The 24,817-nt window shown below is 41.6% G+C and carries 30 protein-coding genes; 27 read left to right on the forward strand and 3 right to left on the reverse strand.

The window, feature by feature from the left end:
• Positions 1–50: 50 nt before the first annotated feature.
• The 3 genes from RKD52_RS09885 (at position 51) to RKD52_RS09895 (ending at position 2,809) form a co-directional block, all read left to right on the forward strand.
• Positions 51–287: a hypothetical protein gene (locus tag RKD52_RS09885; RefSeq protein ID WP_369733582.1), complete on the forward strand. Its 237-nt coding sequence runs from the start codon at positions 51–53 to the stop codon at positions 285–287.
• An 11-nt stretch (positions 288–298) separates the two neighbouring features.
• Positions 299–964, forward strand: a complete 666-nt coding sequence (locus tag RKD52_RS09890) for an HAD family hydrolase (protein ID WP_454099577.1) — start codon at positions 299–301, stop codon at positions 962–964.
• A gap of 105 nt (positions 965–1,069) precedes the next feature.
• The gene (locus RKD52_RS09895; protein WP_454099578.1) at positions 1,070–2,809 is read left to right on the forward strand and encodes a M3 family metallopeptidase; all 1,740 of its coding nucleotides are present in this window, start codon (positions 1,070–1,072) and stop codon (positions 2,807–2,809) included.
• A 51-nt stretch (positions 2,810–2,860) separates the two neighbouring features.
• Here the strand turns inward: RKD52_RS09895 and RKD52_RS09900 are convergent, their stop codons facing one another.
• Complete coding sequence (locus tag RKD52_RS09900; protein WP_454099579.1) at positions 2,861–3,457, reverse strand: TetR/AcrR family transcriptional regulator; 597 nt, start codon at positions 3,455–3,457, stop codon at positions 2,861–2,863.
• A 119-nt stretch (positions 3,458–3,576) separates the two neighbouring features.
• On the opposite strand from RKD52_RS09900, the gene RKD52_RS09905 reads away from it, so the two are divergent.
• The 23 genes from RKD52_RS09905 to RKD52_RS10015 all read left to right on the forward strand — a co-directional run bounded on the left by RKD52_RS09905 (position 3,577) and on the right by RKD52_RS10015 (position 20,710).
• Positions 3,577–4,428 carry an ABC transporter ATP-binding protein gene (locus tag RKD52_RS09905; protein ID WP_454099580.1) on the forward strand — a complete coding sequence of 284 codons (852 nt, stop codon included), beginning with the start codon at positions 3,577–3,579 and terminating at the stop codon, positions 4,426–4,428.
• The gene (locus tag RKD52_RS09910) at positions 4,428–5,132 is read left to right on the forward strand and encodes a hypothetical protein (RefSeq protein WP_454099581.1); all 705 of its coding nucleotides are present in this window, start codon (positions 4,428–4,430) and stop codon (positions 5,130–5,132) included. The genes RKD52_RS09905 and RKD52_RS09910 overlap by 1 nt, the downstream gene beginning before the upstream one ends.
• The gene (locus RKD52_RS09915) at positions 5,129–6,088 is read left to right on the forward strand and encodes an ABC transporter permease (protein WP_454099582.1); all 960 of its coding nucleotides are present in this window, start codon (positions 5,129–5,131) and stop codon (positions 6,086–6,088) included. The genes RKD52_RS09910 and RKD52_RS09915 overlap by 4 nt, the downstream gene beginning before the upstream one ends.
• Before the next feature lie 138 nt (positions 6,089–6,226).
• Positions 6,227–7,093 (forward strand): PPK2 family polyphosphate kinase, encoded by an 867-nt coding sequence (locus RKD52_RS09920; protein ID WP_454099583.1) that lies wholly within the window; start codon positions 6,227–6,229, stop codon positions 7,091–7,093.
• Positions 7,094–7,253: 160 nt separating this feature from the next.
• Positions 7,254–7,511: a hypothetical protein gene (locus RKD52_RS09925; protein WP_454099584.1), complete on the forward strand. Its 258-nt coding sequence runs from the start codon at positions 7,254–7,256 to the stop codon at positions 7,509–7,511.
• A gap of 186 nt (positions 7,512–7,697) precedes the next feature.
• Positions 7,698–7,979 (forward strand): hypothetical protein, encoded by a 282-nt coding sequence (locus tag RKD52_RS09930; protein WP_454099585.1) that lies wholly within the window; start codon positions 7,698–7,700, stop codon positions 7,977–7,979.
• A gap of 32 nt (positions 7,980–8,011) precedes the next feature.
• A complete protein-coding gene (locus RKD52_RS09935; protein WP_454099586.1) occupies positions 8,012–8,836 on the forward strand; it encodes a hypothetical protein in 825 nt (274 codons plus the stop codon).
• A gap of 124 nt (positions 8,837–8,960) precedes the next feature.
• Positions 8,961–9,491, forward strand: a complete 531-nt coding sequence (locus RKD52_RS09940) for an NTTRR-F1 domain (protein ID WP_454099587.1) — start codon at positions 8,961–8,963, stop codon at positions 9,489–9,491.
• A 154-nt stretch (positions 9,492–9,645) separates the two neighbouring features.
• A complete protein-coding gene (locus RKD52_RS09945; RefSeq protein ID WP_454099588.1) occupies positions 9,646–10,086 on the forward strand; it encodes a MarR family winged helix-turn-helix transcriptional regulator in 441 nt (146 codons plus the stop codon).
• 20 nt (positions 10,087–10,106) lie between these two features.
• Entirely contained in the window at positions 10,107–10,742 is a 636-nt protein-coding gene (locus RKD52_RS09950) for a nitroreductase family protein (RefSeq protein ID WP_454099589.1), read from the forward strand.
• A 19-nt stretch (positions 10,743–10,761) separates the two neighbouring features.
• The gene (locus tag RKD52_RS09955) at positions 10,762–11,058 is read left to right on the forward strand and encodes a putative quinol monooxygenase (RefSeq protein WP_454099590.1); all 297 of its coding nucleotides are present in this window, start codon (positions 10,762–10,764) and stop codon (positions 11,056–11,058) included.
• Positions 11,059–11,274: 216 nt separating this feature from the next.
• A complete protein-coding gene (locus RKD52_RS09960; RefSeq protein ID WP_454099591.1) occupies positions 11,275–12,024 on the forward strand; it encodes a sugar phosphate isomerase/epimerase family protein in 750 nt (249 codons plus the stop codon).
• 6 nt (positions 12,025–12,030) lie between these two features.
• Positions 12,031–12,978 (forward strand): sugar kinase, encoded by a 948-nt coding sequence (locus RKD52_RS09965; RefSeq protein ID WP_454099592.1) that lies wholly within the window; start codon positions 12,031–12,033, stop codon positions 12,976–12,978.
• A 13-nt stretch (positions 12,979–12,991) separates the two neighbouring features.
• Positions 12,992–14,272 (forward strand): MFS transporter, encoded by a 1,281-nt coding sequence (locus RKD52_RS09970; protein WP_454099593.1) that lies wholly within the window; start codon positions 12,992–12,994, stop codon positions 14,270–14,272.
• A gap of 18 nt (positions 14,273–14,290) precedes the next feature.
• Positions 14,291–14,956, forward strand: coding sequence for a bifunctional 4-hydroxy-2-oxoglutarate aldolase/2-dehydro-3-deoxy-phosphogluconate aldolase (locus tag RKD52_RS09975; RefSeq protein ID WP_454099594.1), 666 nt, complete (start codon positions 14,291–14,293; stop codon positions 14,954–14,956).
• A gap of 55 nt (positions 14,957–15,011) precedes the next feature.
• Positions 15,012–16,025 (forward strand): LacI family DNA-binding transcriptional regulator, encoded by a 1,014-nt coding sequence (locus RKD52_RS09980; RefSeq protein WP_454099595.1) that lies wholly within the window; start codon positions 15,012–15,014, stop codon positions 16,023–16,025.
• Between the two features lie 51 nt (positions 16,026–16,076).
• Entirely contained in the window at positions 16,077–16,694 is a 618-nt protein-coding gene (gene hxlA, locus RKD52_RS09985; RefSeq protein WP_369733565.1) for a 3-hexulose-6-phosphate synthase, read from the forward strand.
• Positions 16,691–17,239: a 6-phospho-3-hexuloisomerase gene (hxlB, locus tag RKD52_RS09990; protein WP_454099596.1), complete on the forward strand. Its 549-nt coding sequence runs from the start codon at positions 16,691–16,693 to the stop codon at positions 17,237–17,239. The genes hxlA and hxlB overlap by 4 nt, the downstream gene beginning before the upstream one ends.
• Before the next feature lie 192 nt (positions 17,240–17,431).
• Entirely contained in the window at positions 17,432–17,671 is a 240-nt protein-coding gene (locus RKD52_RS09995) for a helix-turn-helix transcriptional regulator (protein ID WP_454101182.1), read from the forward strand.
• Positions 17,652–18,005, forward strand: a complete 354-nt coding sequence (locus tag RKD52_RS10000) for a DUF2178 domain-containing protein (protein ID WP_454099597.1) — start codon at positions 17,652–17,654, stop codon at positions 18,003–18,005. Before RKD52_RS09995 ends, RKD52_RS10000 begins: the two co-directional genes overlap by 20 nt.
• A gap of 24 nt (positions 18,006–18,029) precedes the next feature.
• Positions 18,030–18,899: an ABC transporter ATP-binding protein gene (locus RKD52_RS10005; RefSeq protein WP_454099598.1), complete on the forward strand. Its 870-nt coding sequence runs from the start codon at positions 18,030–18,032 to the stop codon at positions 18,897–18,899.
• Positions 18,883–19,611, forward strand: a complete 729-nt coding sequence (locus RKD52_RS10010) for an ABC transporter permease (protein ID WP_454099599.1) — start codon at positions 18,883–18,885, stop codon at positions 19,609–19,611. Before RKD52_RS10005 ends, RKD52_RS10010 begins: the two co-directional genes overlap by 17 nt.
• Before the next feature lie 742 nt (positions 19,612–20,353).
• On the forward strand, positions 20,354–20,710 hold the full coding sequence (locus tag RKD52_RS10015) for a glyoxalase superfamily protein (RefSeq protein ID WP_454101183.1): 357 nt from the start codon (positions 20,354–20,356) through the stop codon (positions 20,708–20,710).
• A gap of 29 nt (positions 20,711–20,739) precedes the next feature.
• Here RKD52_RS10015 and RKD52_RS10020 read toward each other — a convergent pair whose 3' ends face one another.
• The gene (locus tag RKD52_RS10020) at positions 20,740–21,129 is read right to left on the reverse strand and encodes an SET domain-containing protein (RefSeq protein ID WP_029280620.1); all 390 of its coding nucleotides are present in this window, start codon (positions 21,127–21,129) and stop codon (positions 20,740–20,742) included.
• 256 nt (positions 21,130–21,385) lie between these two features.
• Here RKD52_RS10020 and RKD52_RS10025 point away from each other — a divergent pair, with 256 nt between their 5' ends.
• Positions 21,386–21,952: a hypothetical protein gene (locus RKD52_RS10025; RefSeq protein WP_454099600.1), complete on the forward strand. Its 567-nt coding sequence runs from the start codon at positions 21,386–21,388 to the stop codon at positions 21,950–21,952.
• A gap of 18 nt (positions 21,953–21,970) precedes the next feature.
• On the opposite strand, the gene ppc is transcribed toward RKD52_RS10025, so the two are convergent.
• On the reverse strand, positions 21,971–24,721 hold the full coding sequence (ppc, locus tag RKD52_RS10030; RefSeq protein WP_454099601.1) for a phosphoenolpyruvate carboxylase: 2,751 nt from the start codon (positions 24,719–24,721) through the stop codon (positions 21,971–21,973).
• Positions 24,722–24,817: the final 96 nt, after the last annotated feature.

Consider the following 24,817-nt stretch of genomic DNA (forward strand, 5'->3'; position numbering starts at 1 on the left):
CTATAATAAAAGGAAATAAGTCTTTTATAAAAGTGCTGGGGGAATGTGACATGAACAAACGAGGTGCCGGTGTTTCTTTTTTGGCTATTTCCGCTTTTTTGCTGGCTGCAAAGTATATCAGCGCAGCCATGTTCGGGTCAGGGGTAACCACATGGGATGAAAAAATCTTTGATGCAATGATTAAAAGCGTGGGATTTACGCTGAACACATTCAGCATTCTGGCATTGATCGCAGGAATTCTCTATTTGCTTGCAGCTGAAAAAGAAGACTTAAATAAAAAAGCTTAGGGAGTATACATATGACCGCTGTGATTTTTGACATGGACGGAACACTTTTTCAAACCGATCTTATTTTGGAATGGGCTCTCGATGAAACGTTTGTACAGCTTAGAGAGCTTGGAAAATGGGAGAAAGAGACTCCCATTACTCTTTACAGAAAGATCATGGGTGTGCCTCTTCCAGTTGTATGGGAGACATTATTGCCGGATCATACGCAGGAAGACCGTGATTTTGCAGACAGCTATTTTCTCGATAAGCTGATTCTGGCCATACAAACTGATCGAGGTGCGCTATATCCTAACGCGAAGGAATTGCTGGAGAAGCTTACCTGTTCCGGATTTCAGCTGTTTATTGCAAGCAACGGGCTGACAGGTTACCTTCAGACGATCGTTGATCACTATGGTCTTGCGGAATGGATCACAGAAACCTTCAGCATCCAGCAGATTGATTCCCAAAACAAATCAAACCTCGTAAGGTCAATCCTGCATAAATACAATCTGAATGCAGGCGCTGTTGTCGGCGACAGATTGTCAGATATCCTTGCTGCGAAAGACAATCACCTAAAAGCAATCGGGTGCAGGTTTGACTTTTCCGACAGTGAAGAATTAGCGCAGGCTGATTTTGTGGTGGACGATTTAATGGAAGCAGATCAGATTTTAAATCGTTTATTTGTCAGAAATAACTGAGTGTATATACATGGGGAAATTTAAGTCTTAAGAACGCATGACATAAAGTGTTATGCGTTTTTTATACTGGATGAAAATGATAACGCTTAAATGGGGGGGTTTGGAGTGAAGACCGCTGATTATAAAACCAGATGGAATCTAGACACTCTTCTTACTGGGCCAGACCTGGAAAAGGTAAGCTTGTATATTGGTAATATAGAAGAAACAGTATCGCTTCTGGAATCAGTTTCTAAATCGGAAAGGGTGAATGAAAACACACTGACCGATTTTTCGAACAGCATCCGTCAAATTGAATCATTGGAATCATTTTATTATTGTCTGACAACAGAAAAAGTTGAGCCTTCTCTGTTAGCCGCTGTAAACGGCAGAATTTCAGCGCTGAAAACGAGACTTCTTCATATCCGATTTCTTCTGGAAGAAATCTTTTTGGACATTCCAGAGAAGCCGGTACATATGACTGAAAAAGGTTTTTTAATGAATCAATTAAGGCGGAGAAAGATCAATAGAGAAGAAGATAAGAATATTCATCTTGCCAGTGAATCATTAAGACGGCTTCAAAACGATTATGAACAGCTGAGAAATCATTTAGTAATAAACATAAATCCTGGTACTGGAGAAGAAACATTGACTTTTGGGGAAGCCATCCAAATGGCTATGTCCAATTCAGATTTGAAATTGAAAACCAAGGCATTTAAAAGCCTGAATGAATCACTGGAAAACCAGTCAGAAGAATTTTCGGCTATCTATGGCCAAATGGCTGAAGTACGATTGAAGGAATATGGGCTGAAACAGATCCATTTCCTTGAACAATCTCTCAAACAGAATGGAATATCGAACCGCTCACTGGGTGCAATGTGGACTGCGATCGATGACTGTTCAGCTGAACTTTCAGAGTATTTACTGGTAAAGGCGGAGGAAGCTAAAAAGGAGAAGCTCACGTGGCATGAGGCGATGACTTCAACACATGATGTACAGCTTGAATTTACTGTTTCTGACGCAGTAGCCGCTATTTCGAAGTCTCTAGAAAGGATTGACCGTGATATTCCTGAATTCATCCATCATGTGATCACCAATGGGTGGATGGATTTGGAAAAGCGGAAGGAAAAGCCGCCGGGGGGATTTTGTGCTCCGTTTCTTGCAGAAGGTGAGTCAAGGATCTCACTCACGTTTGACAACAGCTTAGAAAGTGCGAGAAGACTCTCTCATGAATTAGGCCATGCCTGGCATTTCAAGCAGATGAAAGCTGCTCCATCCCTGTATTTTGCCGACGAAACGTTTGAGATGACTTCTGCCGAAACGGCTTCCATCTTTTTTGAAACCGTATTTATTGATTACGTCATTGAAAACTCAAAAGATAGTCGAACAAAAAAAGCCATTCTCGGCTGGAAAATTGAGCGCAATTTAAATTATCTGATGTCAATCAGAGGGGCTTTTCTATTCGAAAAAAGCTTTTACGAGCTCAGTAAGACTGAAGACGTTAGTGCAGCGAAAGTGGAGCATCTTTCTTTGCAGTGCCAGGAAAAAGCGTATGGCAGTGCTTTGAGTGAATACGAACCTTTTGTGTGGATAAAATATGGGCAGTTTTATCAGGCAGATGTTCCTTTTTACAATTATCCTTATTCATTTGGTTTCTTATTGAGTGCAGGTCTATTGGAGAAATCAAAAACAGATGAGGATTTTGATGAAAAATTTCTGAAGTTTCTTGGTGAAACGGGAACACTTCCGCTTGAGCAGCTGGTAAAAAAACATTTTAAGATTGATCTTACAGAGCCAGAATTTTGGAAGAAATCCATGAAGAGTATGATAAAAGATATTTATCAATATAAAAAGTTACCCGTTCATTGATAATAGCTTAAACAGCCTCCGAAATAGGAGGCTGTTTCATTTCTTTACGTATTACTGATTCTTATAACCTGCTATTCCATAAAGCAGAATCTTTAATAGTGTTTCATGGTATTTAATTTCTTCCTGACTGGAAAAAAGAATACTGTTTTCGGACGAGATATCCTTTCGGTAAAGTTCAATCACTTTCATGATCATTTCATCCGGCAGCTCTTTCGAAAAAGCGCCTTCTGATTTAGCCTGCTGTATGAAATCTTTAATCAGCTCGTAAGTCCTGTAAAGAAATTCTTCTTCTATTAGTTTTTTCATACTTGGATCATTCATGATAAAAGAAATAAAATCAGGATGAAATTGACTGAGCAGTTCAGTTTTTGTAAAAACTAGCCTCGCTATCTTTTGATCAGCAGGGTCATTGGATTTTGTAATTTCTTCTGCCAGCTGTAATTGTGTTACCAGTACAGACCTGACTACTTCGAGCATCAAACCTTCTTTACTTCCAAAATAATTGTAAATGGTCACAACTGACACCTGTGCCTTTGCGGCGATTTCACGTATTGAAACTTTACTTGGAGAGTATTCTTTAAATAGCAGGAGAGCTGATTGGATAATCAGTTCTCTTTTTTTATCTGTTCTGGCTTTAAACCCGTCCATTTCTTCACCTCGAAAATATTATAACAAATTGTTGACTTTGTTTCAAAAAGTACTATACTAATTTTATATCTAATGAAACAAATTAGTTAAATTGTTTCAAAAAAAGGGAGGAAGCAGAAATGTCATTTGCAATCGAAGCAAAAGAATTAACTTATTCATATGACAACAAAAGCAATGCTGTAGATCAATTATCATTTCAAGTAAAGAAGGGAGAGGTATTTGGTTTCCTGGGACCGAGCGGCGCTGGGAAATCCACTACGATTAAATTGTTAACCAGACTGATTGCACCTCCACTTGGAAAAGTGTTTATTCTAGGGCAGGATATGTCAAAAGCAAATCATTCATTTTACAAAAAAATAGGAATTGCTTTTGAAAATGATGTGCTTTACCCTACATTGACCGGTTATGAGAACCTGATCTTTCATGCAGGGTTATACGGAACGGGAAAAAACGAGGTTTATGACATACTGAAAAAAATGGATCTCTATAAATCGAAAGATAAAAAAGCAGGCGAGTACTCGAAAGGAATGAAAACAAGACTCGTTCTGGCAAGAGCGCTTGTCACTAATCCTGAAATCCTGTTCATGGATGAGCCGACATCAGGTATGGACCCTGAAATTGCAGCCTATGTTCGCGAGGTGGTAAAGGATATGAATAGAAGAGGCACCACCATGTTCCTGACAACTCATGATATGAATGAAGCAGAAAAACTTTGTGACAGAATTGCCTTTTTCAATAATGGAAAGATTGTTGAACTCGATACTCCTGAAAACTATAAGAAGCGTTTTGGCAAGCAGACTGTGTCGATTGAACAAAGCGGAAAGAAGATAACTTTTTCTAAAGAGGATGATTTGACGAAACTGACCGAAATCATCAAAAGCAGGCACTTCGACAGCATTCATACCCAGGAAGCAAGCCTGGAAGAAATTTTTATTAAGGTTGTCGGCCGGGGGCTTAAGGGGGAAGCGTGATGCTGAAAATGGAATGGATTAAGCTTATTAGGAATAATATCGTCGCATTGATATTCGGCTACATCCTTTTAATGTCGCTTGGAATCAACATTCTTGCATTTGGATTTCGGGAAGTTTCATGGGTTGAAATGTGGCTTCCGGTTTTTACAATTTTCTATATCATTATTCTCATTGATCTCTTATTCTGGATGGCTGCTATGCAGATTTCAGAGGATATGGAAACTAATATGATTCAAGTTATGAGAACAAGCAGAAAGGTCGCACACTATTTTTTCAGTAAGCATGTTTTACTTTTGATGATCATTGTTGCAGCAGCTTTCCTTGCACTCATACCTACATTAAATCAAATTTCGTTTTTGCTGCAGTTCCTGTTTTTAACTCTCATTCTTTCGATCGTAATGATTGCAAGCGGGGTGCTTCTGGCGATGATTGTTAAAAAACAAAGTGTTGTGATGCTTGCCGGAAGTGTTGTCACAGGGTTCATATTTGCGGTTATGATTCGCCTCGTTTTGCCGATGTGGAATATTAAGCCTGTACCATTTAACCCATTTGAACCATTCATTGGGGCATACTATTCCATATATTTGCCGGAAGGGCCCTCTGCAGGTACTTATATCGAACTCACTATTTTTGCCGTAGTTTTTTACGTCATCAGTCTTATAATTTTTAAAAAAGTAACGTTCGAGAGAGGGTTCAGACTATGAAAACAGGATTCACAGCTTATATAAGAAAAGATTTTGCGCTTTCAAGAAGAAATATGCTCATTTGGCTTATTGTCTTTTTTCCAATCATTACGGCCTTTGGGGCTTCCGGCATAACAGAAACCTATTCGGATACTCCGAAAATTGTCGTTCTTGAAGAAGAAAAAAATCAATTTCGCATTCCGGATCAAGTTCAAGTTTTGATTTCAGCTAATCAGGAAGATTTAATTCAGGAGGTAAACGATCTTGATGCTAAGATTGGCTTTGTTGAAGGAAATCTGGTTACAGACGGCCGTGAACCGGCTGAAGCAGTCGAGAAAGCAAAGCTGATTCTTGAAGAAAAACCAATTGAATCAGACAGCCTGAGTTCCAGTCTATTTGAAAAAGTGTATGCTTTTAACCTTTATGGATCTTTTCTTTTCTTTGGCATCATCATTTTGTTCAGTCTGGTAGAAGAACGGAAGAATAAAACAACAGAGCTTCAAAATGTCCAGCCGGTACATCCGGCAGTACCAATTCTTTCTAAAATAACCATTGCCTCATTCATTACATTATTTGATTTTGTGATCTGCAGTTATTTATTAAAATTGCCTTTTGTATGGGAGTCAGCAAGCCTTATTATCCTCATTGGTATTTTGCTTGGGACCGTTCTTGGAATGGCAATGGCTTTTTACGCATCAACTGAAACGCAGGCACTTGCTATTTTAAAACCTGTTACACTTGTATTTTTAATGGCAATCCCCGGACTCGGATTCTTTTTAGAGGGAGAAATCATCCATAATATTGCGATGGCAGACCCATTCTACTGGCTGCTGCAGCTAGTCTATGGTTTGTATATAGATGACTTGAACTACACGTATGTATACTTGAGCCTCGGTTTATCAGCCGCAGCTTTGTGCTTCATTGCAGCCAACTGGCATAGGACGCCATATGGCATAAATAAGGCAAAACCATATTGAACGTAAAGAGGGTGAAAAATCATTTGCATTTCCCGTTTGCGCTCTCATGAACTTGGGTAAAGATGGAGGAATGAACACAAATTGCATTGTTTTTAGCGCCATCAGGAAATGGTTGTTCAGCAGACCTAGGAGGAAAACATGAACGTAAATAAATATAGGATTGAAGGCAATAAACAATTAAAATTAAGAGATTACTCTCCGGGCGAGGAGCATGATTTCTCAGAAAAAGAACTGCTGGAGAAGTTTATTCCTGAAAGCATAGACAGGCTGAAGGAATTGCACTGGCGCCTTCATGCGGAAGAGAAGAAAGGCATAATCGTTGTGCTGCAGGCCATGGATGCTGCAGGAAAAGATGAAGCCATCAGCTACATTTTTTCTAACTTAACCGCCCAGGGACTGAAAACGACTTCTTTTCAAAAGCCGTCGGACTCAGAGCAAAAGCATGACTATCTCTGGAGAATTCATAAGGCACTTCCTGCGAGAGGACAAATCGGGATTCTGAACCGTTCCCATTATGAAGAGGTTATAGCACCAAGAGTTCATGATCTGCTTGAGGAGGAGGCAGTACCGGATGAAAAAGAGAAAGAAGAAACATGGGCAGTCCGCTACAGACAAATCAATGACTTTGAGCGCTATTTAACGGAGAACGGCTTTGAAGTGGTGAAATTCTTCTTTCATATGTCAAAAGAAGAACAGAGGAACAGACTCCTCGAGCGGATGAAAAACCCGAAGAAGAACTGGGAATTCTCATTCAGCGATGTGGAGGAGCGAAAGCATTGGGACAGCTACCAGGACATTTTCGAAGACATGCTGAACCATACGTCAACGGAATACGCGCCTTGGCACATACTCCCTGCAGATGATGAATGGTATTCGCGCTACATCATTTCTGAAGTCATGATAAAATGCCTGGAAAAAATAGATCCGCAGTTCCCTGAAATTTCACAGGAGAACAGGGAGAAGCTGGAGCATTATATTGAGGTACTTGAAAATGAAAAAGAATGAATTTTAGTCAGGAATAGCTCGTCATCCATGTGACGGGCTTTTTTATGTTTTTCGTAGACTGTTTTTTGAAAATTGTTGTTGTTTTGATTTTAATAACAAATAACAAGTGGTAAAATAAGTAAGATTAACGATAAGATTTATTCCTAAAAGGGGGATGGTTATGAGAAAGTCAGGCATTATATCAATTACCGCTTTTTTAATTTCTTTGATCCTGTACGCATCTTGGTTTTTTAACGAAGATTTATTCTCAAATTCTGCAATGATTATAGCAGGTGTACTGCCGATAATAGGAATCATTACTGCCTTACTTACTCAGATAGCATCTCTTAAAATAGCGGGGCTGGTTGGGAATTCGTTTGTGCTTTTATGGGTTGTTGTAATCCCAATTGCTTCTACTTTATTTTGGAATACACCATGAAACGATAGAGTCACTTTTATTGAAGTGGCTTTTTATTATGCGTTTTTTACCATCTCAACAGTTGTAAATTACTTAAGACCATTCTTTCTATTAAGGATTGTTCTCGACGCCAATATCTGAAATAATTGGAAAAAACAAATGGTTTTGTTCAACAATGGGAAACTGAGAAACTGGGAGACTTATGAAATGAATACATCCACAGAGCAAAGGATGAAGAACCTATTGATGCTTTTTGCCATCGTCATTTTTGGAGGTTCAGCATTGACAACCCTGACAAATCCTCTTCCTGCAAATGAACGAATTGAATTTTTGTTGTTTTTAGGAATTAGTGCCGGGATATATTTTCTCTTTCTTGTTCTTTATTTTCTCGGCGGATTATGGCGCAGGCTGTTTTTTATCTTCTTACTCATCGCAGGCATAATGAGTGTGATTATGAGTTTTTATCTCGCAGTTTATTCATTAAACTGAATGGAAGGCATATAGGGGAGGGATCACTTTTTATGAATGGTTCATTTATGAAATTTGAAGAGAGGGATTCAAATCTGCCAAAATGGCGGGAAGAATTGATGGCTAAAATAGAGCAGGATCTTCTTCTCGATGATAGCGTGTCAGGAGTATTTTACGGGGGATCAATAGGAGCCGGAAATACAGATCTCTATTCAGATATCGACCTTCGTATTGTGGTTAAAGATGACGTGTTTGAGCAGTACCGGCAAAATAAAAAGAATAGGGCAGAAAGATGGGGACATGTTTTGTTTTTTGAAGATTTTCCGCAGGCAACTTACAGTATTGCTCACTTTGACTGTTTTATTAAAGTTGATTCCTTTTATTACAAGAGCAGTGACTTATCTCCTTCTGTGTGGTTAAGGGATATTGAAATAGTTAAAGATCATGAGGGTTTCCTGGAAGATCTTCGCAGCCATTCAAAACCGCTAAGATATAAGGCAAGTGAGGCTGAATTTGACATCTGGAGAAATAAGTTTTTTGCCTATGCACATGAAGCTTACCGGAGATGTATGAGGAATGAATTTTACTATGCTTTACACTGTTTGGACATGATGAGATGGTCGATTGCTGCCGGCTGGTATATGGAAAAGGGATATCCGCCAAATAATCCCGGAGACTGGGCTAAGCTTGAAGGGGTTAGGAGCAGACTCTCTGAACAACAAAAACTGCTGCTCAGCAGCTGGCACAGCAGCAGGGATAAGGAACAAATCCTTTACGTCCTTCATGCCATGCTTCCCGAATTCATTGCTCTGCATGAACGATTATGCGGAAATGGCCATTCAGGTTCAATATGCCGTACCCTTGATATGATCCGCTAACGTTAAAATGTCTAAAGGCTTTTTTGACAATCACCTTTTTTAAGTAGTCAAAAACACTGTCAACTCCAGTGAATAGTCATAACTTAGTACAAGAAGTAAGTTTAAAGGATTCGGGGGAACCGGAGTGACGGATAATCGGATAGTAAACGGTAATTTTAAAACAGGCGATCTTGCTCCCTGGACAGGATTTCATGCAGTCATTGCAAAAAGAAAAGGATTAGATGGCGTTCGTTTGCTTGGCGGAGATTTGAACAGTTATATTTCTCAATATGTAAAAGCTGAACCGGGGGAAAGTTTTGAACTGAATGCAGCACTGACAAATGGCGGAACCTTTAACAGCCCTCAGATAAGTGTATCCATTGCTTATTATAACGCGGCTTATAAACTGCTTGGACATGGGTTAATCAGAACAATTCCTTCAGGAAGACTCACAGATGAGAAAAGCAGATGGTGGGTTTGGATAGCATCACCTGCACCGCCTGAAACAGCACAGGCTATGGTAGTCATCAATAAATTGCCTCAATTAGGAGCACCCGATGTTATAGTCGAACATTTGGAGCTCTATCCAACTGGAGAAGGTGGTCCGAAAAACCTTCGCAAAGAAAAAACCGAATTTGTAAATATTTACAAGGAAATTCAGAAAAGAAATTATTAGCGGGCTGGTTTCTATAGCTGTTTTGGCGCTTCGATCAGAAGCGCTTTTTCTATTGTAAAGTAAGATGTATGCATCTTTTTTGACTTTTGATGAAAAGTCCTTTATAGTAGTTGACAGGTCAATAGTTGACTTATCAATTATATAAAGGCGGAGGATGCGATTGACTGACCACTGTAAAGAAGAAGAAGAGATTTTATACCGAGTGTTCGAAATCACAAAACAGACTATGAGCAAGTTTGAGAGCTGTACCGGCATTAGTCAGGCAAGGCTTGATATTCTTCATGAACTCTTTGATGTAGAAGAGATTAGTCAAAGAGAGCTTCAAAAAAGGGTTCGTATCGATCATGCTGCCGTAACAAGACATCTTAAACAGCTCGAAGAAAAAGGAATGGTTGTCCGCCGGAAAAATCCTGATGACAACAGGTTTACCTTTGTGAGTCTTTCAGCTGAAGGAAAGTCTAAAATTGTTGCATATTGCGCTGAAAAAAAGCGGTTTATCTCAAATGTAATGGCAGATTTTTCGGAAGAGGAGCGCAAAGCTCTTATGGGTATGCTATCCCGCATTAAAGAAAATGTTGAAAATATCACTAATTAGCATCAAGGAGGAAATTCATCATGAATACAACAAAAACAAATGATTACCAGCAAATTGTTAAAGGACGCAGATCCATCCGGGTATATGATCCGTCGGTAAAAATAAGCAAAGATGAAATGACTGAGATTCTTGAAGAAGCGACTCTTGCGCCGTCTTCGGTTAACCTTCAGCCGTGGCGCTTTGTTGTCATTGATTCGAAAGAAGGAAAAGAAACACTTGCACCGCTTGCAAAATTCAATCAAAGACAAGTTGAAACATCAGCAGCTGTTATAGCTGTATTTGCAGATATGAAAAGCGATGAGTATCTTGATGAAATCTACAGCACAGCTGTAGAAAAAGGCTTTATGCCGGCAGAGGTCCGCGATCAGCAAGTCGCAGCCATTAAAGGCTTCTTTGAAGTGATGACATTCGATCAGCTTAAGGAAATGAACTTAATTGATGCAGGACTTGTTTCTATGCAGCTTATGCTGACAGCAAGAGCTCACGGCTATGATACAAATCCGATCGGCGGCTTTGAAAAAGACCAGATTGCAGAAGCATATGGACTTGATAAAGAGCGCTATTATCCGGTTATGCTTCTCTCAATCGGAAAAGCAGCAGATGCAGGCTACCAGTCGGTAAGATTGCCTGTCGAAAAAATTACAGAGTGGAAGTAACCGAAAGGATGATGGAAAAATGATTATTATACATGCAGGTTTTAAAGTGTTAACTGAAAAAGAAGCTGACTTTCTAAACGAAATTCATCCGCTTGTTGCAGCTTCAAGAGAAGAAGAAGGCAATATTGCGTACGATCTGATGAAGGACACGGAAACAGATGGCGCGTACAAAATGATCGAGCTGTGGAAGGATGCAGAAGCAGTTGAACTGCACAACAGCAGCGAGCATTTTAAGGCGTTTTCAGGCAAAGCCATGCAGTTTTTTGCTGCACCGCCTGAGGTTAAAGTTTTCAATGGAGAAGAAATGAAAAAATAATGAAGAAGTGCCCATTTCAGTCAAATACTGAAGTGGGCTTTTTTTTTAAAAACGCCTAATACCTATCAATCTCTGAAAAACAATTGATTACAGTGCAGCTGACTTTTGTGAAAGCTGTGCAAAAAAAGAGTTGTAAACCGCTTTCAAAAAGAGTATACTTTCACTAAACCGATTTACTAAACCGATTTATTAAAAGGATAGGAGGCTGACCGCTACTTGATTATCGTTCCAATGAATGTTTTTGACAGAAAAGAAGTTTTAGAAAAAGGACAGCTGAATTTCATCCGGATAGCAGCTGAAGCAGGAGCAGACGGAATTGAGATACGCAAGGAGCTGCTTTCAGAACGTGACTCATTAACCTATCTGAAAGAAGAACTGGAGCGCCTTTCCATGTTTACGGTCTATTCTGCTCCGGCAGAGGTATGGAGGGAAGGGGGAATCTTAAATTCTTCTGAACTAGTAAAAGTGTTCGGAGAGGCTCTCGCAGTTGGCGCAAAATGGCTGAAACTTTCTCTCGGTCAATATTCACAAGGCGTTTCCGATCTTAAAGAACTGGACCTGTTTTTAAAGGAATATAAAGAATTGCAGCTTCTTATCGAAAATGATCAGACACCCTATGGAGGCAAAGTCGAGCGTCTGGCGGGCTTTTTTGAAAGCGCTTCGAATATGGGGATTTCAGTCAGGATGACATTTGACATCGGAAACTGGCACTTTACAGGTGAGGAGCCTGAATCAGCTTTCAGCAGATTACAAGAGCACATTTCCTATTTGCATCTAAAAGAAGTGGCATTAAGAGGGGGCGAGCTTCATCCATTCGAACTGTCAGCAGCAGAGCAGGCCGGGTGGAGGATGTTTCAAAACAGGACGGGGAAATCTGTCCCGGCTGCACTGGAATTTCCAATACATCCCCATGAAAGATTAAAAGAATTGATCGGTTTAGCAAAAGAAAATCAGTTGGAAGGATGAGAGGGCATGAAACCAATGGATGTTGTGACGTTTGGTGAAGCGATGGCGCTATTCATGGCTGATGAGCCGGGACCGCTTGATGAAGTAAAACATTTTACCCGTGAGCTTGCAGGCGCAGAAACGAATGTTGCAATCGGACTTGCCAGGCTGGGTCTCAATGCCGGATGGGCAAGTAAGGTCGGGGAAGATGCATTTGGCACCTACATTATGAAAAGGCTTGCAGAGGAAAAAGTGGATGTCGAGCATGTGTTGAAAGATTCACGGTATCCGACAGGGTTTCAGCTGAAGGAAAAAGTTCTGTCGGGTGACCCTTTCGTTCAGTCTTTCAGAAAGAGCTCGGCAGCAAGCTATATGAACGAAGAAGACTTCAGGCCTGAGTATTTCAGCCGTGCGGCACATTTACATATGACGGGCATTCCGCTTGCTGTTTCTTCCCATACCCGGTCATTTGCTGAAAAAACGCTGAAGCACATGAAAACACTTGGAAAAAGCATAACATTTGATCCGAATCTGCGGCCGGCATTATGGGCTTCCGAAGAGGAAATGATTGAAACCGTCAACAGAATGGCTGTTCAGTCAGATTATGTTCTTCCCGGTTTAGCGGAAGGAAAGCTTTTAACCGGTTTGAACAGCCCTGAGGAAATTGCGGCGTTTTATTTGAATGAAGGCGTAAAAGCAGTTGTCATCAAGCTTGGAGAAGACGGAGCCTATTATAAATCCTTTAAAGAAGAAGGGGTTGTCAGTCCCTTCCAGGTGGAAACTGTTGTCGATACCGTTGGGGCGGGAGACGGATTTGCAGTCGGGCTCATCAGCGGTCTGCTCGAAAACCTCAGCCTACACAATGCTGTTCTGCGGGGAAATGCGATTGGAGCACTTGCTGTTCAGTCCCAGGGAGACAATGATGGCTACCCTGACAGACATGCTTTATTTGACTATATGAATCAGACAATTTGAGGAGGACATTCCTATGAACCAGCCGCTTGCAAAGCAAAGATGGATCCGCTTAATACCTGTAGTCTTTATTACTTACAGCCTTGCTTACCTGGACAGGGCGAATTACGCTTTCGGGGCAGCGGGAGGCCTTGCAGAAGATCTGCAGATTACACCTGCCATTTCCTCCCTGCTTGGATCACTGTTTTTCCTGGGATACTTTTTCTTTCAGGTGCCCGGTGCACATTATGCGGAAAAAAAGAGTGCCAAGGTACTGATCTTCTGGTCGCTTATCGGGTGGGGAATACTTGCCACTCTGACCGGAATGGTGTCTAATGTCAACTACTTGTTCGCTATTCGTTTTTTGCTCGGAGTAGTTGAAAGTGCCGTTATGCCTGCGATGCTGGTCTTTTTAAGTCACTGGTTTACAAAAGCAGAGCGTTCAAGAGCCAATACGTTCCTGATTCTTGGCAATCCTGTGACGGTGCTTTGGATGTCAATTGTTTCAGGTTACCTTCTTGAAGCATACGGATGGAGATGGATGTTTATTATTGAAGGCCTTCCTGCAGTCATTTGGGCGTTTCTTTGGTGGAAACTAGTATTTGATCATCCTAAAGATGCGAAATGGCTGAATGCGAAAGAAAAAGCGGATCTTCAGTATGCTTTAGAGCAGGAGCAGCAGGGCATTAAGCCGGTTAAAAACTATAAAGAAGCGTTTAAATCAAAAGTTGTCATCTTACTTGCGGCACAATATGCTCTTTGGAGCGTCGGACTATACGGTTTTGTTATGTGGCTGCCTTCCATCATAAAAGCAGCTCCGAATATGAGCATTGTCCAAACAGGATGGCTTTCTGCTGTTCCATATGTGCTGGCCGTAGCTCTGATGCTGCTTGCTTCCCATTACTCAGATAAGCTTCAGAAACGGAAAGAGTTTGTCTGGCCATTTCTTTTCATTGGTGCCATTGCCTTTTACGCATCGTATTTAATCGGTCCTGATCATTTCTGGCTAAGTTTCGGTCTGCTTGTTCTGGCGGGCGGTGCCATGTACGCTCCGTACGGTCCGTTTTTTGCCATTATTCCGGAGATTCTTCCGAGGAATGTTGCCGGCGGCGCCATGGCCCTGATCAATTCCATGGGAGCACTGGGGTCATTTGTAGGTTCATATGTTGTGGGCTATTTGAACGGTTCTACAGGCGGATTTGGAGCTTCTTATCTATTTATGGCAGGGTCGCTGCTCATTTCAGCCATCTTAACCATTCTGGCAACAAAACAGTCCAGTAAAAAACAAATGAAGAACGGTGCATTAAACGTTTCATAATAAAAGGAGGCTACTGAAATGGGAGCAGCAGAAATCAGAAAACGCGGAGTTGTAGCAGTCATCAGAGGGGCTACGCCCGAATCGATTCTATCAATCGGAAAGGCTTTGAAAGCAGGAGGGGTAACGGCGCTTGAGATTACGATGGAAACACCGAAAGCCAGCAGTGTGATTGAGGCGGCAGCATCTCATTTTGGAAGTGATGTGCTTGTGGGAGCAGGAACCGTTCTGGATCCTGAAACAGCGCGCGCAGCCATTATGTCAGGGGCAAAATTCATCTTTTCCCCAACTGTCAAAAAAGAAACAATTGCCATGGCGAAAAGGTACGGAGTCATCAGCGTGCCCGGGGCCTTTACACCAACCGAAATACTGACGGCATTTGAATACGGAGCTGACCTGATTAAAGTGTTTCCGGCAGATTCAGTCGGACCAGGCTACTTGAAAAATATTGCCGGACCGCTTCCGCACATTCCGCTAATGCCGACAGGAGGGGTGGATCTCCACAACACAGGGGATTACATCAAAGCTGGCGCAATTGCAGTAGGAGCAGGCAGCACACTTGTCAATACAAAAGCCGAGCTTACTGATCAGGTTCTTTTTCAGATGACAGAGAAAGCTGCAGCCTTTATTGAAGAGGTGAACAAAGCCCGCAATACGGATAAATACGCGCAAGTCAGGGGAGGCTGAAACGTCTAAAGCAGTGGATTCCCCTTCTTCTATCAGATAGAATGAAGGGGAAGACATGTTTGAAAGAGTGATGACAATGGCACGTATAACAATGGCGGATGTTGCCAGAGAAGCTGGAGTGTCCAAAAGCACGGTCTCCCAGTTTATCAACAAGCGTTATGAATATATGGGAGAAGACACAAAAAAGAAAATAGAAGCAGCGATTAAGGACCTTGGCTATCAGCCGAATTATCTGGCCAGAAGCCTGAAGCAAAAACGCACGTCCATGATCGGCATTATCGTGGGAAACATTATGCACCGGCTGTCGACTGAAGTCAGCCGTTCGATTGAAGACTATTGCCATAAACATGATATACACGCTATTCTCTGCAATGCAGACGATGATCCGGAGAAAGAGCGGAAGTACATTGAAGTGCTCCATGCCAAGCAGGTGGATGGCCTGATCATTTTTCCGACAGGCAGAAATCTGGATTTGTATCAAAAATTGATCAAAGAGAACTATCCGGTCGTATTTATGGACCGCAGAGTGGAAGGGTTGGAAGCAAACTACGTGCTGGCAGCAAATGAAGCTGCAGCTGCTGAGTCCATCAGGCATCTGCTGGCCGGCGGGCACAGGGAAATCGCCATAGCAACCCAGCCGCTTGTCATCAGTCCGAGGATCGACAGACTAAACGGATACAAAGAAGCTCTTCGCGAGGCAGGCATTCCGCTTAAACAGGAATATATGATTCATGCAGAAAGAGAGCAGATGAAGACAGAACTTAAAAAGCTGTTTTCACTAAAGGATCCACCAACCGCGCTGTTTGCTGGAAACGACTTGGTCTTTATGGAAACTCTTGAATTTTTCAAAGACAATCAGCTGAAAATCGGAAAGGATGCGGCACTGGTCGTATTTGATAATATTCCGCTTGCCCATTTGGCTGAAACAGGAGTGACGACGATCGACCAGCCCGGTTACAGTATGGGACAGAGAGCTGCAGAACTGCTCCTGAAAAAAATCAATGGTGAACATGTTGCTCCTACAGAAGAAGTGTTTGACTGCGAATTAATCATAAGAGAATCTTCCTGATGATTCTCTTTTTTTAAACGGATTAACTAAACCGGTTTAGGAGGACGAAAAATGAAGATACAGCTCGCGCTGGACCGAATGACGATAGAAGAAGCGATAGAAACGGCATCCAAAGCTGCACCATATGTCGATATTCTTGAGACCGGAACGTCCCTTATAAAGGAATTTGGAATGACCAGCGTTCAAAAATTGAAAGAAGCTTTTCCGGACAAGCAGGTAGCAGCGGATATGAAAACTATGGACAACGCGGTATACGAGTGCGGTCTGTGCTTTGATGCGGGAGCTGACATAATGACAGTGATGGGGGCAAGTCCCATTCAAACAGTGGAAGCATGCGTAAAAGAGGCTGAAAAAAGAGGGAAACAGGTAATGATTGACCTGTTGAACACAACGGCAGAACAGCGGGAAGAACTTGCTGTATTTAAACATGCGGTTTTCTGCGAACATGTGAGCAAGGATGAACAGGAACTGACGGGAGCAAGACTTACCTTTACTGAAGGAAGGCTTAATACAGCTGCAGCAGGCGGACTGACTCCGGAATCCATCAGCAGGATGAATGAGCTTCCTGACATTCTCATCATAGGGTCGGCCATTACAAAAGCAGAAAACCCTGGTCTTGCAGCTGCAAACCTGAGAACCCTGATTCTTGAAAAGGAGGCAATGAAATGAGCGGAACGGACACGATTTTAAAAGAGATAGAGACTGTATTAGGCAAAATAGACGATGGTCAGCTGATTGCCATCGCAGAGGAATTAAACAAAAACAGGAGGATTTTTGTCACAGGAGAAGGTCGCTCGGGACTAATGGCAAAATCGTTTGCCATGCGCCTGATGCATCTGGGTGCAGAGGTGTATGCTGTCGGAGAAACGATCACACCAGGCATGTTGAATGATGATATGGTTGTTGCCGTATCCGGTTCAGGAAAAACGAAAAGTGTTCTGTGGACAGCTGAAAAAGCAAAGGAATTAGGCTGCTCCGTTCTGGCAGTCACAGCTGATTCTGAAGGTCCGCTTGCAGAAACAGCTTCCATGGTTCTCCATGCACCGGCAGCAACTAAATACCGCAAAGAAGGCGAACAGCCAACGGTTCAGCCTCTGGGTTCGTTATTCGATCAGTGTGTCCATCTTCTTTTTGACGCAATATGCCTGAAATACGCTGAACTTAAAAAGGTTTCGAATGAGCAGGCTTTTTTAAAGCACAGTAATGTGGAGTAAAAAAACGTAGATATTCATTTATGGGATCTTAATGTGAACCTGACGATAAATTATCGTCAGGTTCTTTCTGCATGATAAGTCTTATTTAATCAAAGTAACAAAATAAAAAGTAAAAACATTTAGTTATTTTGTATAAGTTTACTTTACTTTTATAAAAACCAAGTTTATAATTTGACTTAAGAGGTGTTGATGATGAAGAAAGATTTTGGGGATTCCATATCCAACAAGGTTTACGAGTACCGTGTACTAGCAAGAATGTCTCAGCAAGAATTGGCAGAGAAAGTCGGAGTTTCCAAACAAACCATTTTTGTAATGGAAAAAGGAAATTATGTACCCACAATGCTTTTGGCTTTCCGGATTGCCGATTTTTTTGATGTTGATGTAAACGAAATTTTTACTTATGAGAAAGGGAATGATGGAAATGATGTTTGATTATGTAACAAATACACTTTTTTCCCCACTAAAAGCATGGGTGGAACAATCAACTGCTAATTGGAACATGCTGATTGTTATTGGTTTTATACTTGTTTTTGTAGGTATAGGGCTTATATTCATACTTCGAAACAAAATAGGTAAGGAGGACGAAAGAACAAATCAAATATATTTAAAAAGTTCTCTTATCATGTTAAGTGGAATCATTTTGTGCGATATGTTTTTCCCGAAAGATTATATGTGGCAAATTTTCTTCTTATTTAAATATTCAATCGCCTTCATTGCTGCAGCTATATATCTTACCATTCGATATGTAAAAGATTTTTCAAACTGATGAACAATATAGGGGGATGGTAAGATGCATATTGATGCAATTACTAAGAAATACAAGGACGCTGTTGTTTTAAATGGGTTGTCTTTTTATTTCAAACAAGGGGAAATCGTCGGTTTAGTTGGCAATAATGGCGCTGGAAAAAGTACGCTGATGAAGATAATCGCTCAAACAATTCAGAAATTTGATGGATCAGTTAAAGACAATGATCACGTTGGATACTTGATTGAGGAACCTAAGCTATTTAGTAATAAGACTGGATTAGCACATTTATCTTATTTTTCAAAAATTTACGGGAACAAATTTAAACTTAGTGAATACGAAGAGCTTTTAAAGAGTTTACATATATTTGATGTATTGAATAAAAAAGTAAAGGAATATTCCTTGGGAATGAAGCAAAAGTTAGGAATAGTTATAAGTCTATTGAACAATCCGAAGTATGTTGTACTAGATGAGCCGACAAATGGTATGGATATCGAAACATCCATCCAAGTATTGCAACAATTGAAAAAAATGGCTAAGGAGCGGAGAATTGGTGTTTTGATATCCAGCCATAAGTTAGAAGATATTGAGAGCGTCTGTAATCGTGTCTTGTTTTTAGAAAATGGGAACATTCTTGAAGAAGAGCAATTAAATGACAAGAGCCAGTGCATATTAAAACTAGTTTTCGATCATCCTAGTGAATTAGCCGCTTTTATTGAACATCAAAAGTTTGGTATTATCATTTATTCGAGTGAAAAAACAATTGAAATTGAAACAACTTCAGAAAACGCTGATATTTTCCGTTTCTTAAATAAATTGGGGATAAAATTAGTTGATTTTACTAGTGAAAAGAAGACGCTTCGTAATGTCTATATGAAAAAACTTGGAGGTGAAGATCGTGGTATTGGATATTAAAAATTATGTTAATGAGAATTTAAGTGATTTATTAAAGAGGGGACATTTGATTGTCGGATTACTGGGAGCATTAGGCCCGGCAATACTCATAAGTTATCTCATCCTAATAGGAACTGCTGCATCGTTTAACATTAAGCATGTCTCGAACTTTTATTGTATGTTGGGAATGCTCGCTGCTGTATTACACCCCCTTTATTTTGTTAATAGAGACTATTTATCTAAGACAGTCTCATTGATTAACAACTCAAAACAAAACAGAAAAAACTATGTACTAGCAAATGTCGTAATTGCACTATGGGTCAGTTTCATATATGTGACAGTAGGGATTGCCTTACTTTTAGTTACAAAACAACTTGGGGTGTCTGGAGAGTTGAAGATTTCCTTCCTTCTGGGATTTTCTGCTAACGTGTTCCTTCTAGTGCTAACTTTTTTCTTGTTCGGATATTTTTTATTATTATATGGTGTCGTAAGTGGAGCAGTTTATGGTATTTTGACAGCGTCCCTGCTCTTTTTTCACAATATTTTGTCAAATGTGTTGGAGAGCATTGATAACGTATTTTTTTCAAACTTAGTTGAAAATTTCCCTGGTTATTTCTATCCAGTCATGGTTGCCTCAAATCCACTTTCTTCTCTGCAGTACTTGATTGGATGCTTGACATTGATTGTACTTTTCGTGCTAGTCCTTAAAAAAAGTGAAAAAATTGAAATTTAATTTAAATAAAGGACTGTGACATAACTATCTTCTAATAATCAAACCAGGAATCTTTATTCTTGATAGCACTTATCGGGGAGAAAGGAACCGCCAAACGAGGAATCACTGTTCTTGATGGCACTTAACAGGCAGACATGAACCATCAAACCAGGAATCTCTGTTGTTGATGGCACTTATCAGGCAGAAATGAACCATCAAACCTGGTATCTCTGCTGTTGATGGCACTTATCAGGCAGAAAGGAACCGCCAAACCTGGAATCTCTGTTGTTGATGCACTTATCAGGCAGAAATGAACCATCAAACCTGGTATCTCTGCTGTTGATGGCACTTATCAGGCAGAAAGGAACCATCAAACTCGCTATATCTGTTGTTGATGGCACTTATCAGGCAGAAAGGAACCACCAAACCTGGAATCTCTGTTGTTGATGGCACTTAACAGGCAGTAATGAACCATCAAACCAGGAATCTCTGTTGTTGATGGCACTTATCAGGCAGAAATGAACCATCAAACTCGCTATATCTGTTGTTGATGGCACTTATTAAGCAGAAAGGAACCATCAAACCTGGTATCTCTGCTGTAGATGGCACTTATCAGGCAGAAAGGAACCGCCAAACCAGTAATCTCTTTTGTTAATGGCACTTATCAAGCAGGAAGGAACTGCCATTACACTTAAGAATAGGTTTAGCTGGTGAAAATAGTAAACTGATAAAGGAGAGGGAAATAGTGAGTCCAGCATTCCAAATGAAAAGTCCGACCCCTATTTTTCGCATATTTGATGAAGAAAAAGCCAGAGAGTTCTATCTATCATTTCTGGAATTTAAAGTGGACTGGGAGCACCGTTTTGAAGAAGAACTGCCCCTCTATATGCAAATATCCTTCGGTGCTTGTATTCTTCATCTTTCAGAAAACTACGGGGACTGCTGTCCGGGGGCAGCGGTGAGAATTGAAGTCTCAGATATAGAGGCGCTTCATGCCAGCCTGACAGCCAAACAGTATAAATACGCAAGGCCTGGGATTGAAGAGACGCCATGGAATACCCGTGAAGTTCGTGTTGGGGATCCATTCGGAAACCGGATTGTGTTTTATGAGACTATGTAAAAAAACTGACTCCTGAGAGTCAGTTTTTTCTAGTTGTTTTCGTCTTCGCGGTCAAACCAGAGGAGCTCCTGATCTTCTTCATCGCCGTTGTAGTTTATGAGTATTTCTTCTCCGGCTTTGATGTCTTTGTAGGCGCTGAAAATAAACACGTGTTTTTCAAAGCTGATGTCATACGTGGCATTCGGTGTATAGGAGTGGTTGAAGAGCATTCCGTAGCCAAGGAGAATGCAGGTGTGGTTTTTGCCGTACTCGAATGCATAATCAGCTAATGTTGTTTTTTCAATGTGGGCATGCTCTGCGTTAGGGTAGGGGATTACCGGTGCTTCGTGGATAATCTCGCCTTTTTTAATGTCACGCGTTGCGAAAACGCCTCTATTAAATTCCCCGTCACTAAGGGAGGATGTTTTGATTTCAATCATTCTGTCACCTATTTCTCTTTCCTGCTGCGTTTTTGTACCTATCCTAGCTTGACAGTTAACTGGTAAAAAAGCAACTGTTTTAAGGAAATTCTTTTATCGTGTGAAGCGTGCATTTGGATTGTTAGTGTACATGTCCGGATTGTAAGAGAGAGTATTGGGACTGTCAAAAAACACATCTGGACTGTTAATCTGTTTGTAAGGAAAAAGTGCGCTATTCCTTGAATAAATTTTAAAAAAGCAATGGGAGGGATTCGAGATGAAAAACGTACATGTGTTTTCAGGCTGGCTCTACCAAAAAATCGGCTGGAAAACCGTGATTGCTGCATTAGCTGTCTTCATACTTTTTATGATTTTTGTCCTGCCGAATGCTGCAGAATCGAGCAAGGCGGCAACAGGCACAGGAGAATCGCCGGACGGGTCATACCTTTATTCCGCTCAAACTCTTTATGAAATAGCTGAAAGCTATGGTGAGAAGGGGAGGGACTATTACATTAAAGCAAGGTTCACGTTTGATGTCATCTGGCCTCTTGTTTATTTGTTTTTTCTTGCATCCGTTATCACTTTTTTCCTGCGCGGCCTCAAACCGCAGCTGTTAAAATTGGCTAATCTTCTTCCGTTTGGAGGAGCGCTCTTTGACTTTCTCGAAAACATCAGTGCTTCAGCTGTTATGGCAAGGTATCCTGCCAAAACGCCCGTTGCAGCAGAACTCACGCCTGTTTTTTCCTTTTTAAAGTGGTCGCTTATTTATGCCAGTTTTGGCTGTGTGTTTTTAAGCCTCATGATCTGGCTGTTTTTAAAAGCCAGAAAAAAACCGGACGCATGACGCGTCCGGTTTGGGCAATCAGCCAGTATTTCTAAGTCCTGCGGCAATGCCGTTAATTGTGAGCAGCACTTCGCTTAACAATTCTCCGGCATCTGATTCTTCATCCGTTTTGCGAAGCTTTGAAATGACATCCACCTGCAAAAAGCTCAGCGGGTCGACATAAGGGTTGCGGAGTCTGACAGATTCCTGGATGTTAGGAATGTGATCCATCAGTTCATTCTGGCCTGTAATCGCAAGAAGCGCATTTTTTGTCTGCACATACTCCGTTTCGATATCGTTGAAGATGCGTTCAGCAGCCTGTTTATTTTCTACCATCGCCAAGTATTCTCTTGCAGCCATCAAATCTGCTTTCAGAAGGGCCATTTGAAGATTATCAATGGTCGAACGGAAGAACGGCCATTTTTTGTACATTTGTTTTAAGTTATCAAGATTTCCTTCAGACAGTCCGGTGCCGGCTGCATACCAGGCAGGGAGAAGCTGTCTGCTTTGAGTCCAGGCAAATACCCATGGAATTGCGCGAAGATCTTCAAACCGTTCGCTGCCTTTTCTGCTCATTGGACGTGAGCCGATATTGAGGGCCCCAAGTTCCGGAAGCGGTGTTGCCTCTTTGAAATAGGTCAGGAAGTCAGGATCTTTAAAGACCAGCTCTTGATATTTGCTCAGGGATACAGATGAAATTTCATCCATTTCTTTTTCCCACTCCCCGGTCCGGACGTTGGACTGTTCGGCTTCTGATGAGACATGTGCTGCAGCTGTTATCAGTGTGGATGCCGCCTGTTCAAGACTGCGGTAGGCAATATCATACAAGCCGTAGCGGGAGGATAGAACTTCACCCTGCTCTGTAATTTTCACCCCGTCACCCAGTGTTTCAGCAGGCTGAGAAAGAAGACTTCTATTAAGCGGACCGCCGCCGCGTCCGAGTGAGCCGCCGCGTCCATGGAAAAATTTCAGCCTCACATTGTAATGCTTAGCCATGTCATGAATTTCCTGCTGCGCTTTGTAAAGCTTCCAGTTTGCGGTCAGCGTTCCGCCGTCTTTGCTGCCGTCTGAATAACCGAGCATGATTTCCTGCAGATTATTCTGTTCACTCAGGTGCTTTTGGTAAAAATCAAGCTGAAACAGCTGTTCCATAATTTTCGGTCCTGCCACCAGGTCGTCAATCGTCTCAAGCAGGGGAGCGACGTTCAGCCTGCTTTCGATTCTTCCATCCGGATGAAGCCTGTAGATGCCCGCTTCTTTTGCAAGCACCATCACTTCAAGAAGATCGCTTGCAGACTGGGTCATGCTGATTAAGTAAACTTCAATGGAACGTTTGCCGAATTCTTTATGGGCACGTCTGATCATATGGAAAACGTCCAGAACGTCCTGAGTTTCTTTTGTATAGTTCTCTTTAAACGAAACTAGAGGCCTCGGATCCTGAAGCACGTCCTGCAGCAGCTTCATTTTTTCTTCTTCTGTGAGACTTGAATAGTCTTCTGCAAGGTTAACAGAATGGAAAATCTCTTTGATGGCAGCCTCATGCTCTCCGCTGTGATTTCGGATATCAAGCGTTGCAAGGTGAAAACCGAACAGCTCCACTTGCCTGATCAGTTTTTGCAGGCTTTTCAGTTCGTACCCTTTCGGATGATGAAGCAGAACGCTCTGCTGAATCATTTTCAAATCTGTCAGCAGCTGATCAGAACGCCTGTAGCAGAAGGCCTGCTGCTGATCAAGTTTTTTCAGCATGATGGTCAGCTTGCAGCGGTAGATTTCATGCTCCACCTGCCATCTTTCTCCTTTGCTTAAAAGAGGCGTTTCCTCCTGCACGGACGCAAGCAGTTCATCGCTGACAGCAACCCGTTTGGTCGACTGGCTAAGGCGTTTTCTGAGGATTTTCAGCGATTCTCTGTACTTTCTGAGCGCGAGCGCTCTCTGTTTCGTCAAGGTTTTCCACGTAATCTCAGGTGTTACGTTAGGATTTCCGTCTCGGTCTCCGCCAATCCATGAACCAAAGCGGAGGAAATTAGGAACATGCCATTCCTGCCCAGGATAATTTTTAGACAGGCAAAGCTCCAGCTCCTGGTGAATTTGCGGAAGCACTTCAAAGAGTGTTTCATCAAAATAGTAAAGTCCGTTTGCGACTTCATCCATTACAGTAGGTTTACGGTCACGCAGTTCATCCGTCTGCCACAGAATAACCACTTCATTGAACAGTCTGTCCTCAAGTTCTGCACGCTCGCGTTCTGTGTGAATCGGCTGGTCAAGACTGTGCAGCAGGCCGGCAATGCGTTTATGAATTTCAAGAACACTGCGGCGTGTCGCTTCTGTCGGGTGGGCTGTAATAATCAGTTCAAGGGAGAGAGTTTTCAAAAGCTGCTGAATCACTTCTGATGAAACCCCGTTTTCCTTCAGCGAAGCTACAGCATGTTCAAGGGAGCCCGGCTGTTTGCCTGAGTCTTCCTGAAATTGATACTCGCGTCTTCTCCTGATGCGGTGATTTTGTTCTGCGATGTTCACCAGATGAAAATAAACAGCAAAAGCCCTGATCACCTGTTTTCTGAGCTCTGGGTCAAGTGTCGAAATCTCAGCTTTTAAGTCTGCGTATATGCTTTCATCCGCATGGCTGCGAAGTGATTTTGTCATTTCTCTAATCTTTTCTACCATTTCAAGCAGCGGATGACCGCCCTGGTGAACAAGGACATCTCCAAGCATATTCCCTAAAAACTTCACATCGCGCCTCAAAGCAGCATGATGATCGCGTTCCTTGATCGTTTCTGTTTTAGCTGTCATATTTAGCACCTCTTTACTGGAATGGATTCCATCTCTGATTAAAGATGTTTTTTGAAAATTAAAATAATGATAAGTTTACCATAAAACGTATAAAGA

The organism is Metabacillus sp. SLBN-84 (assembly GCF_053629595.1).

What these genes read in the sequence shown, in the direction of transcription:
- RKD52_RS09980 (WP_454099595.1), top strand. Translation starts at nt 15,012, where the DNA reads ATGTTTGAAAGAGTGATGACAATGGCACGTATAACAATGGCGGATGTT.
- RKD52_RS09925 (WP_454099584.1), top strand. Translation starts at nt 7,254, where the DNA reads ATGAGAAAGTCAGGCATTATATCAATTACCGCTTTTTTAATTTCTTTG.
- RKD52_RS09935 (WP_454099586.1), top strand. Translation starts at nt 8,012, where the DNA reads ATGAATGGTTCATTTATGAAATTTGAAGAGAGGGATTCAAATCTGCCA.
- RKD52_RS09945 (WP_454099588.1), top strand. Translation starts at nt 9,646, where the DNA reads ATGCGATTGACTGACCACTGTAAAGAAGAAGAAGAGATTTTATACCGA.
- RKD52_RS09885 (WP_369733582.1), top strand. Translation starts at nt 51, where the DNA reads ATGAACAAACGAGGTGCCGGTGTTTCTTTTTTGGCTATTTCCGCTTTT.
- RKD52_RS10000 (WP_454099597.1), top strand. Translation starts at nt 17,652, where the DNA reads ATGATGGAAATGATGTTTGATTATGTAACAAATACACTTTTTTCCCCA.
- RKD52_RS09995 (WP_454101182.1), top strand. Translation starts at nt 17,432, where the DNA reads ATGAAGAAAGATTTTGGGGATTCCATATCCAACAAGGTTTACGAGTAC.
- RKD52_RS10005 (WP_454099598.1), top strand. Translation starts at nt 18,030, where the DNA reads ATGCATATTGATGCAATTACTAAGAAATACAAGGACGCTGTTGTTTTA.
- RKD52_RS09890 (WP_454099577.1), top strand. Translation starts at nt 299, where the DNA reads ATGACCGCTGTGATTTTTGACATGGACGGAACACTTTTTCAAACCGAT.
- RKD52_RS09900 (WP_454099579.1), bottom strand. Translation starts at nt 3,457, where the DNA reads ATGGACGGGTTTAAAGCCAGAACAGATAAAAAAAGAGAACTGATTATC.
- hxlB (WP_454099596.1), top strand. Translation starts at nt 16,691, where the DNA reads ATGAGCGGAACGGACACGATTTTAAAAGAGATAGAGACTGTATTAGGC.
- RKD52_RS10015 (WP_454101183.1), top strand. Translation starts at nt 20,354, where the DNA reads ATGAAAAGTCCGACCCCTATTTTTCGCATATTTGATGAAGAAAAAGCC.
- RKD52_RS09975 (WP_454099594.1), top strand. Translation starts at nt 14,291, where the DNA reads ATGGGAGCAGCAGAAATCAGAAAACGCGGAGTTGTAGCAGTCATCAGA.
- RKD52_RS09930 (WP_454099585.1), top strand. Translation starts at nt 7,698, where the DNA reads ATGAATACATCCACAGAGCAAAGGATGAAGAACCTATTGATGCTTTTT.
- RKD52_RS09950 (WP_454099589.1), top strand. Translation starts at nt 10,107, where the DNA reads ATGAATACAACAAAAACAAATGATTACCAGCAAATTGTTAAAGGACGC.
- hxlA (WP_369733565.1), top strand. Translation starts at nt 16,077, where the DNA reads ATGAAGATACAGCTCGCGCTGGACCGAATGACGATAGAAGAAGCGATA.
- RKD52_RS09970 (WP_454099593.1), top strand. Translation starts at nt 12,992, where the DNA reads ATGAACCAGCCGCTTGCAAAGCAAAGATGGATCCGCTTAATACCTGTA.
- RKD52_RS09910 (WP_454099581.1), top strand. Translation starts at nt 4,428, where the DNA reads ATGCTGAAAATGGAATGGATTAAGCTTATTAGGAATAATATCGTCGCA.
- ppc (WP_454099601.1), bottom strand. Translation starts at nt 24,721, where the DNA reads ATGACAGCTAAAACAGAAACGATCAAGGAACGCGATCATCATGCTGCT.
- RKD52_RS09965 (WP_454099592.1), top strand. Translation starts at nt 12,031, where the DNA reads ATGAAACCAATGGATGTTGTGACGTTTGGTGAAGCGATGGCGCTATTC.
- RKD52_RS09915 (WP_454099582.1), top strand. Translation starts at nt 5,129, where the DNA reads ATGAAAACAGGATTCACAGCTTATATAAGAAAAGATTTTGCGCTTTCA.
- RKD52_RS10020 (WP_029280620.1), bottom strand. Translation starts at nt 21,129, where the DNA reads ATGATTGAAATCAAAACATCCTCCCTTAGTGACGGGGAATTTAATAGA.
- RKD52_RS09920 (WP_454099583.1), top strand. Translation starts at nt 6,227, where the DNA reads ATGAACGTAAATAAATATAGGATTGAAGGCAATAAACAATTAAAATTA.
- RKD52_RS09905 (WP_454099580.1), top strand. Translation starts at nt 3,577, where the DNA reads ATGTCATTTGCAATCGAAGCAAAAGAATTAACTTATTCATATGACAAC.
- RKD52_RS10025 (WP_454099600.1), top strand. Translation starts at nt 21,386, where the DNA reads ATGAAAAACGTACATGTGTTTTCAGGCTGGCTCTACCAAAAAATCGGC.
- RKD52_RS09955 (WP_454099590.1), top strand. Translation starts at nt 10,762, where the DNA reads ATGATTATTATACATGCAGGTTTTAAAGTGTTAACTGAAAAAGAAGCT.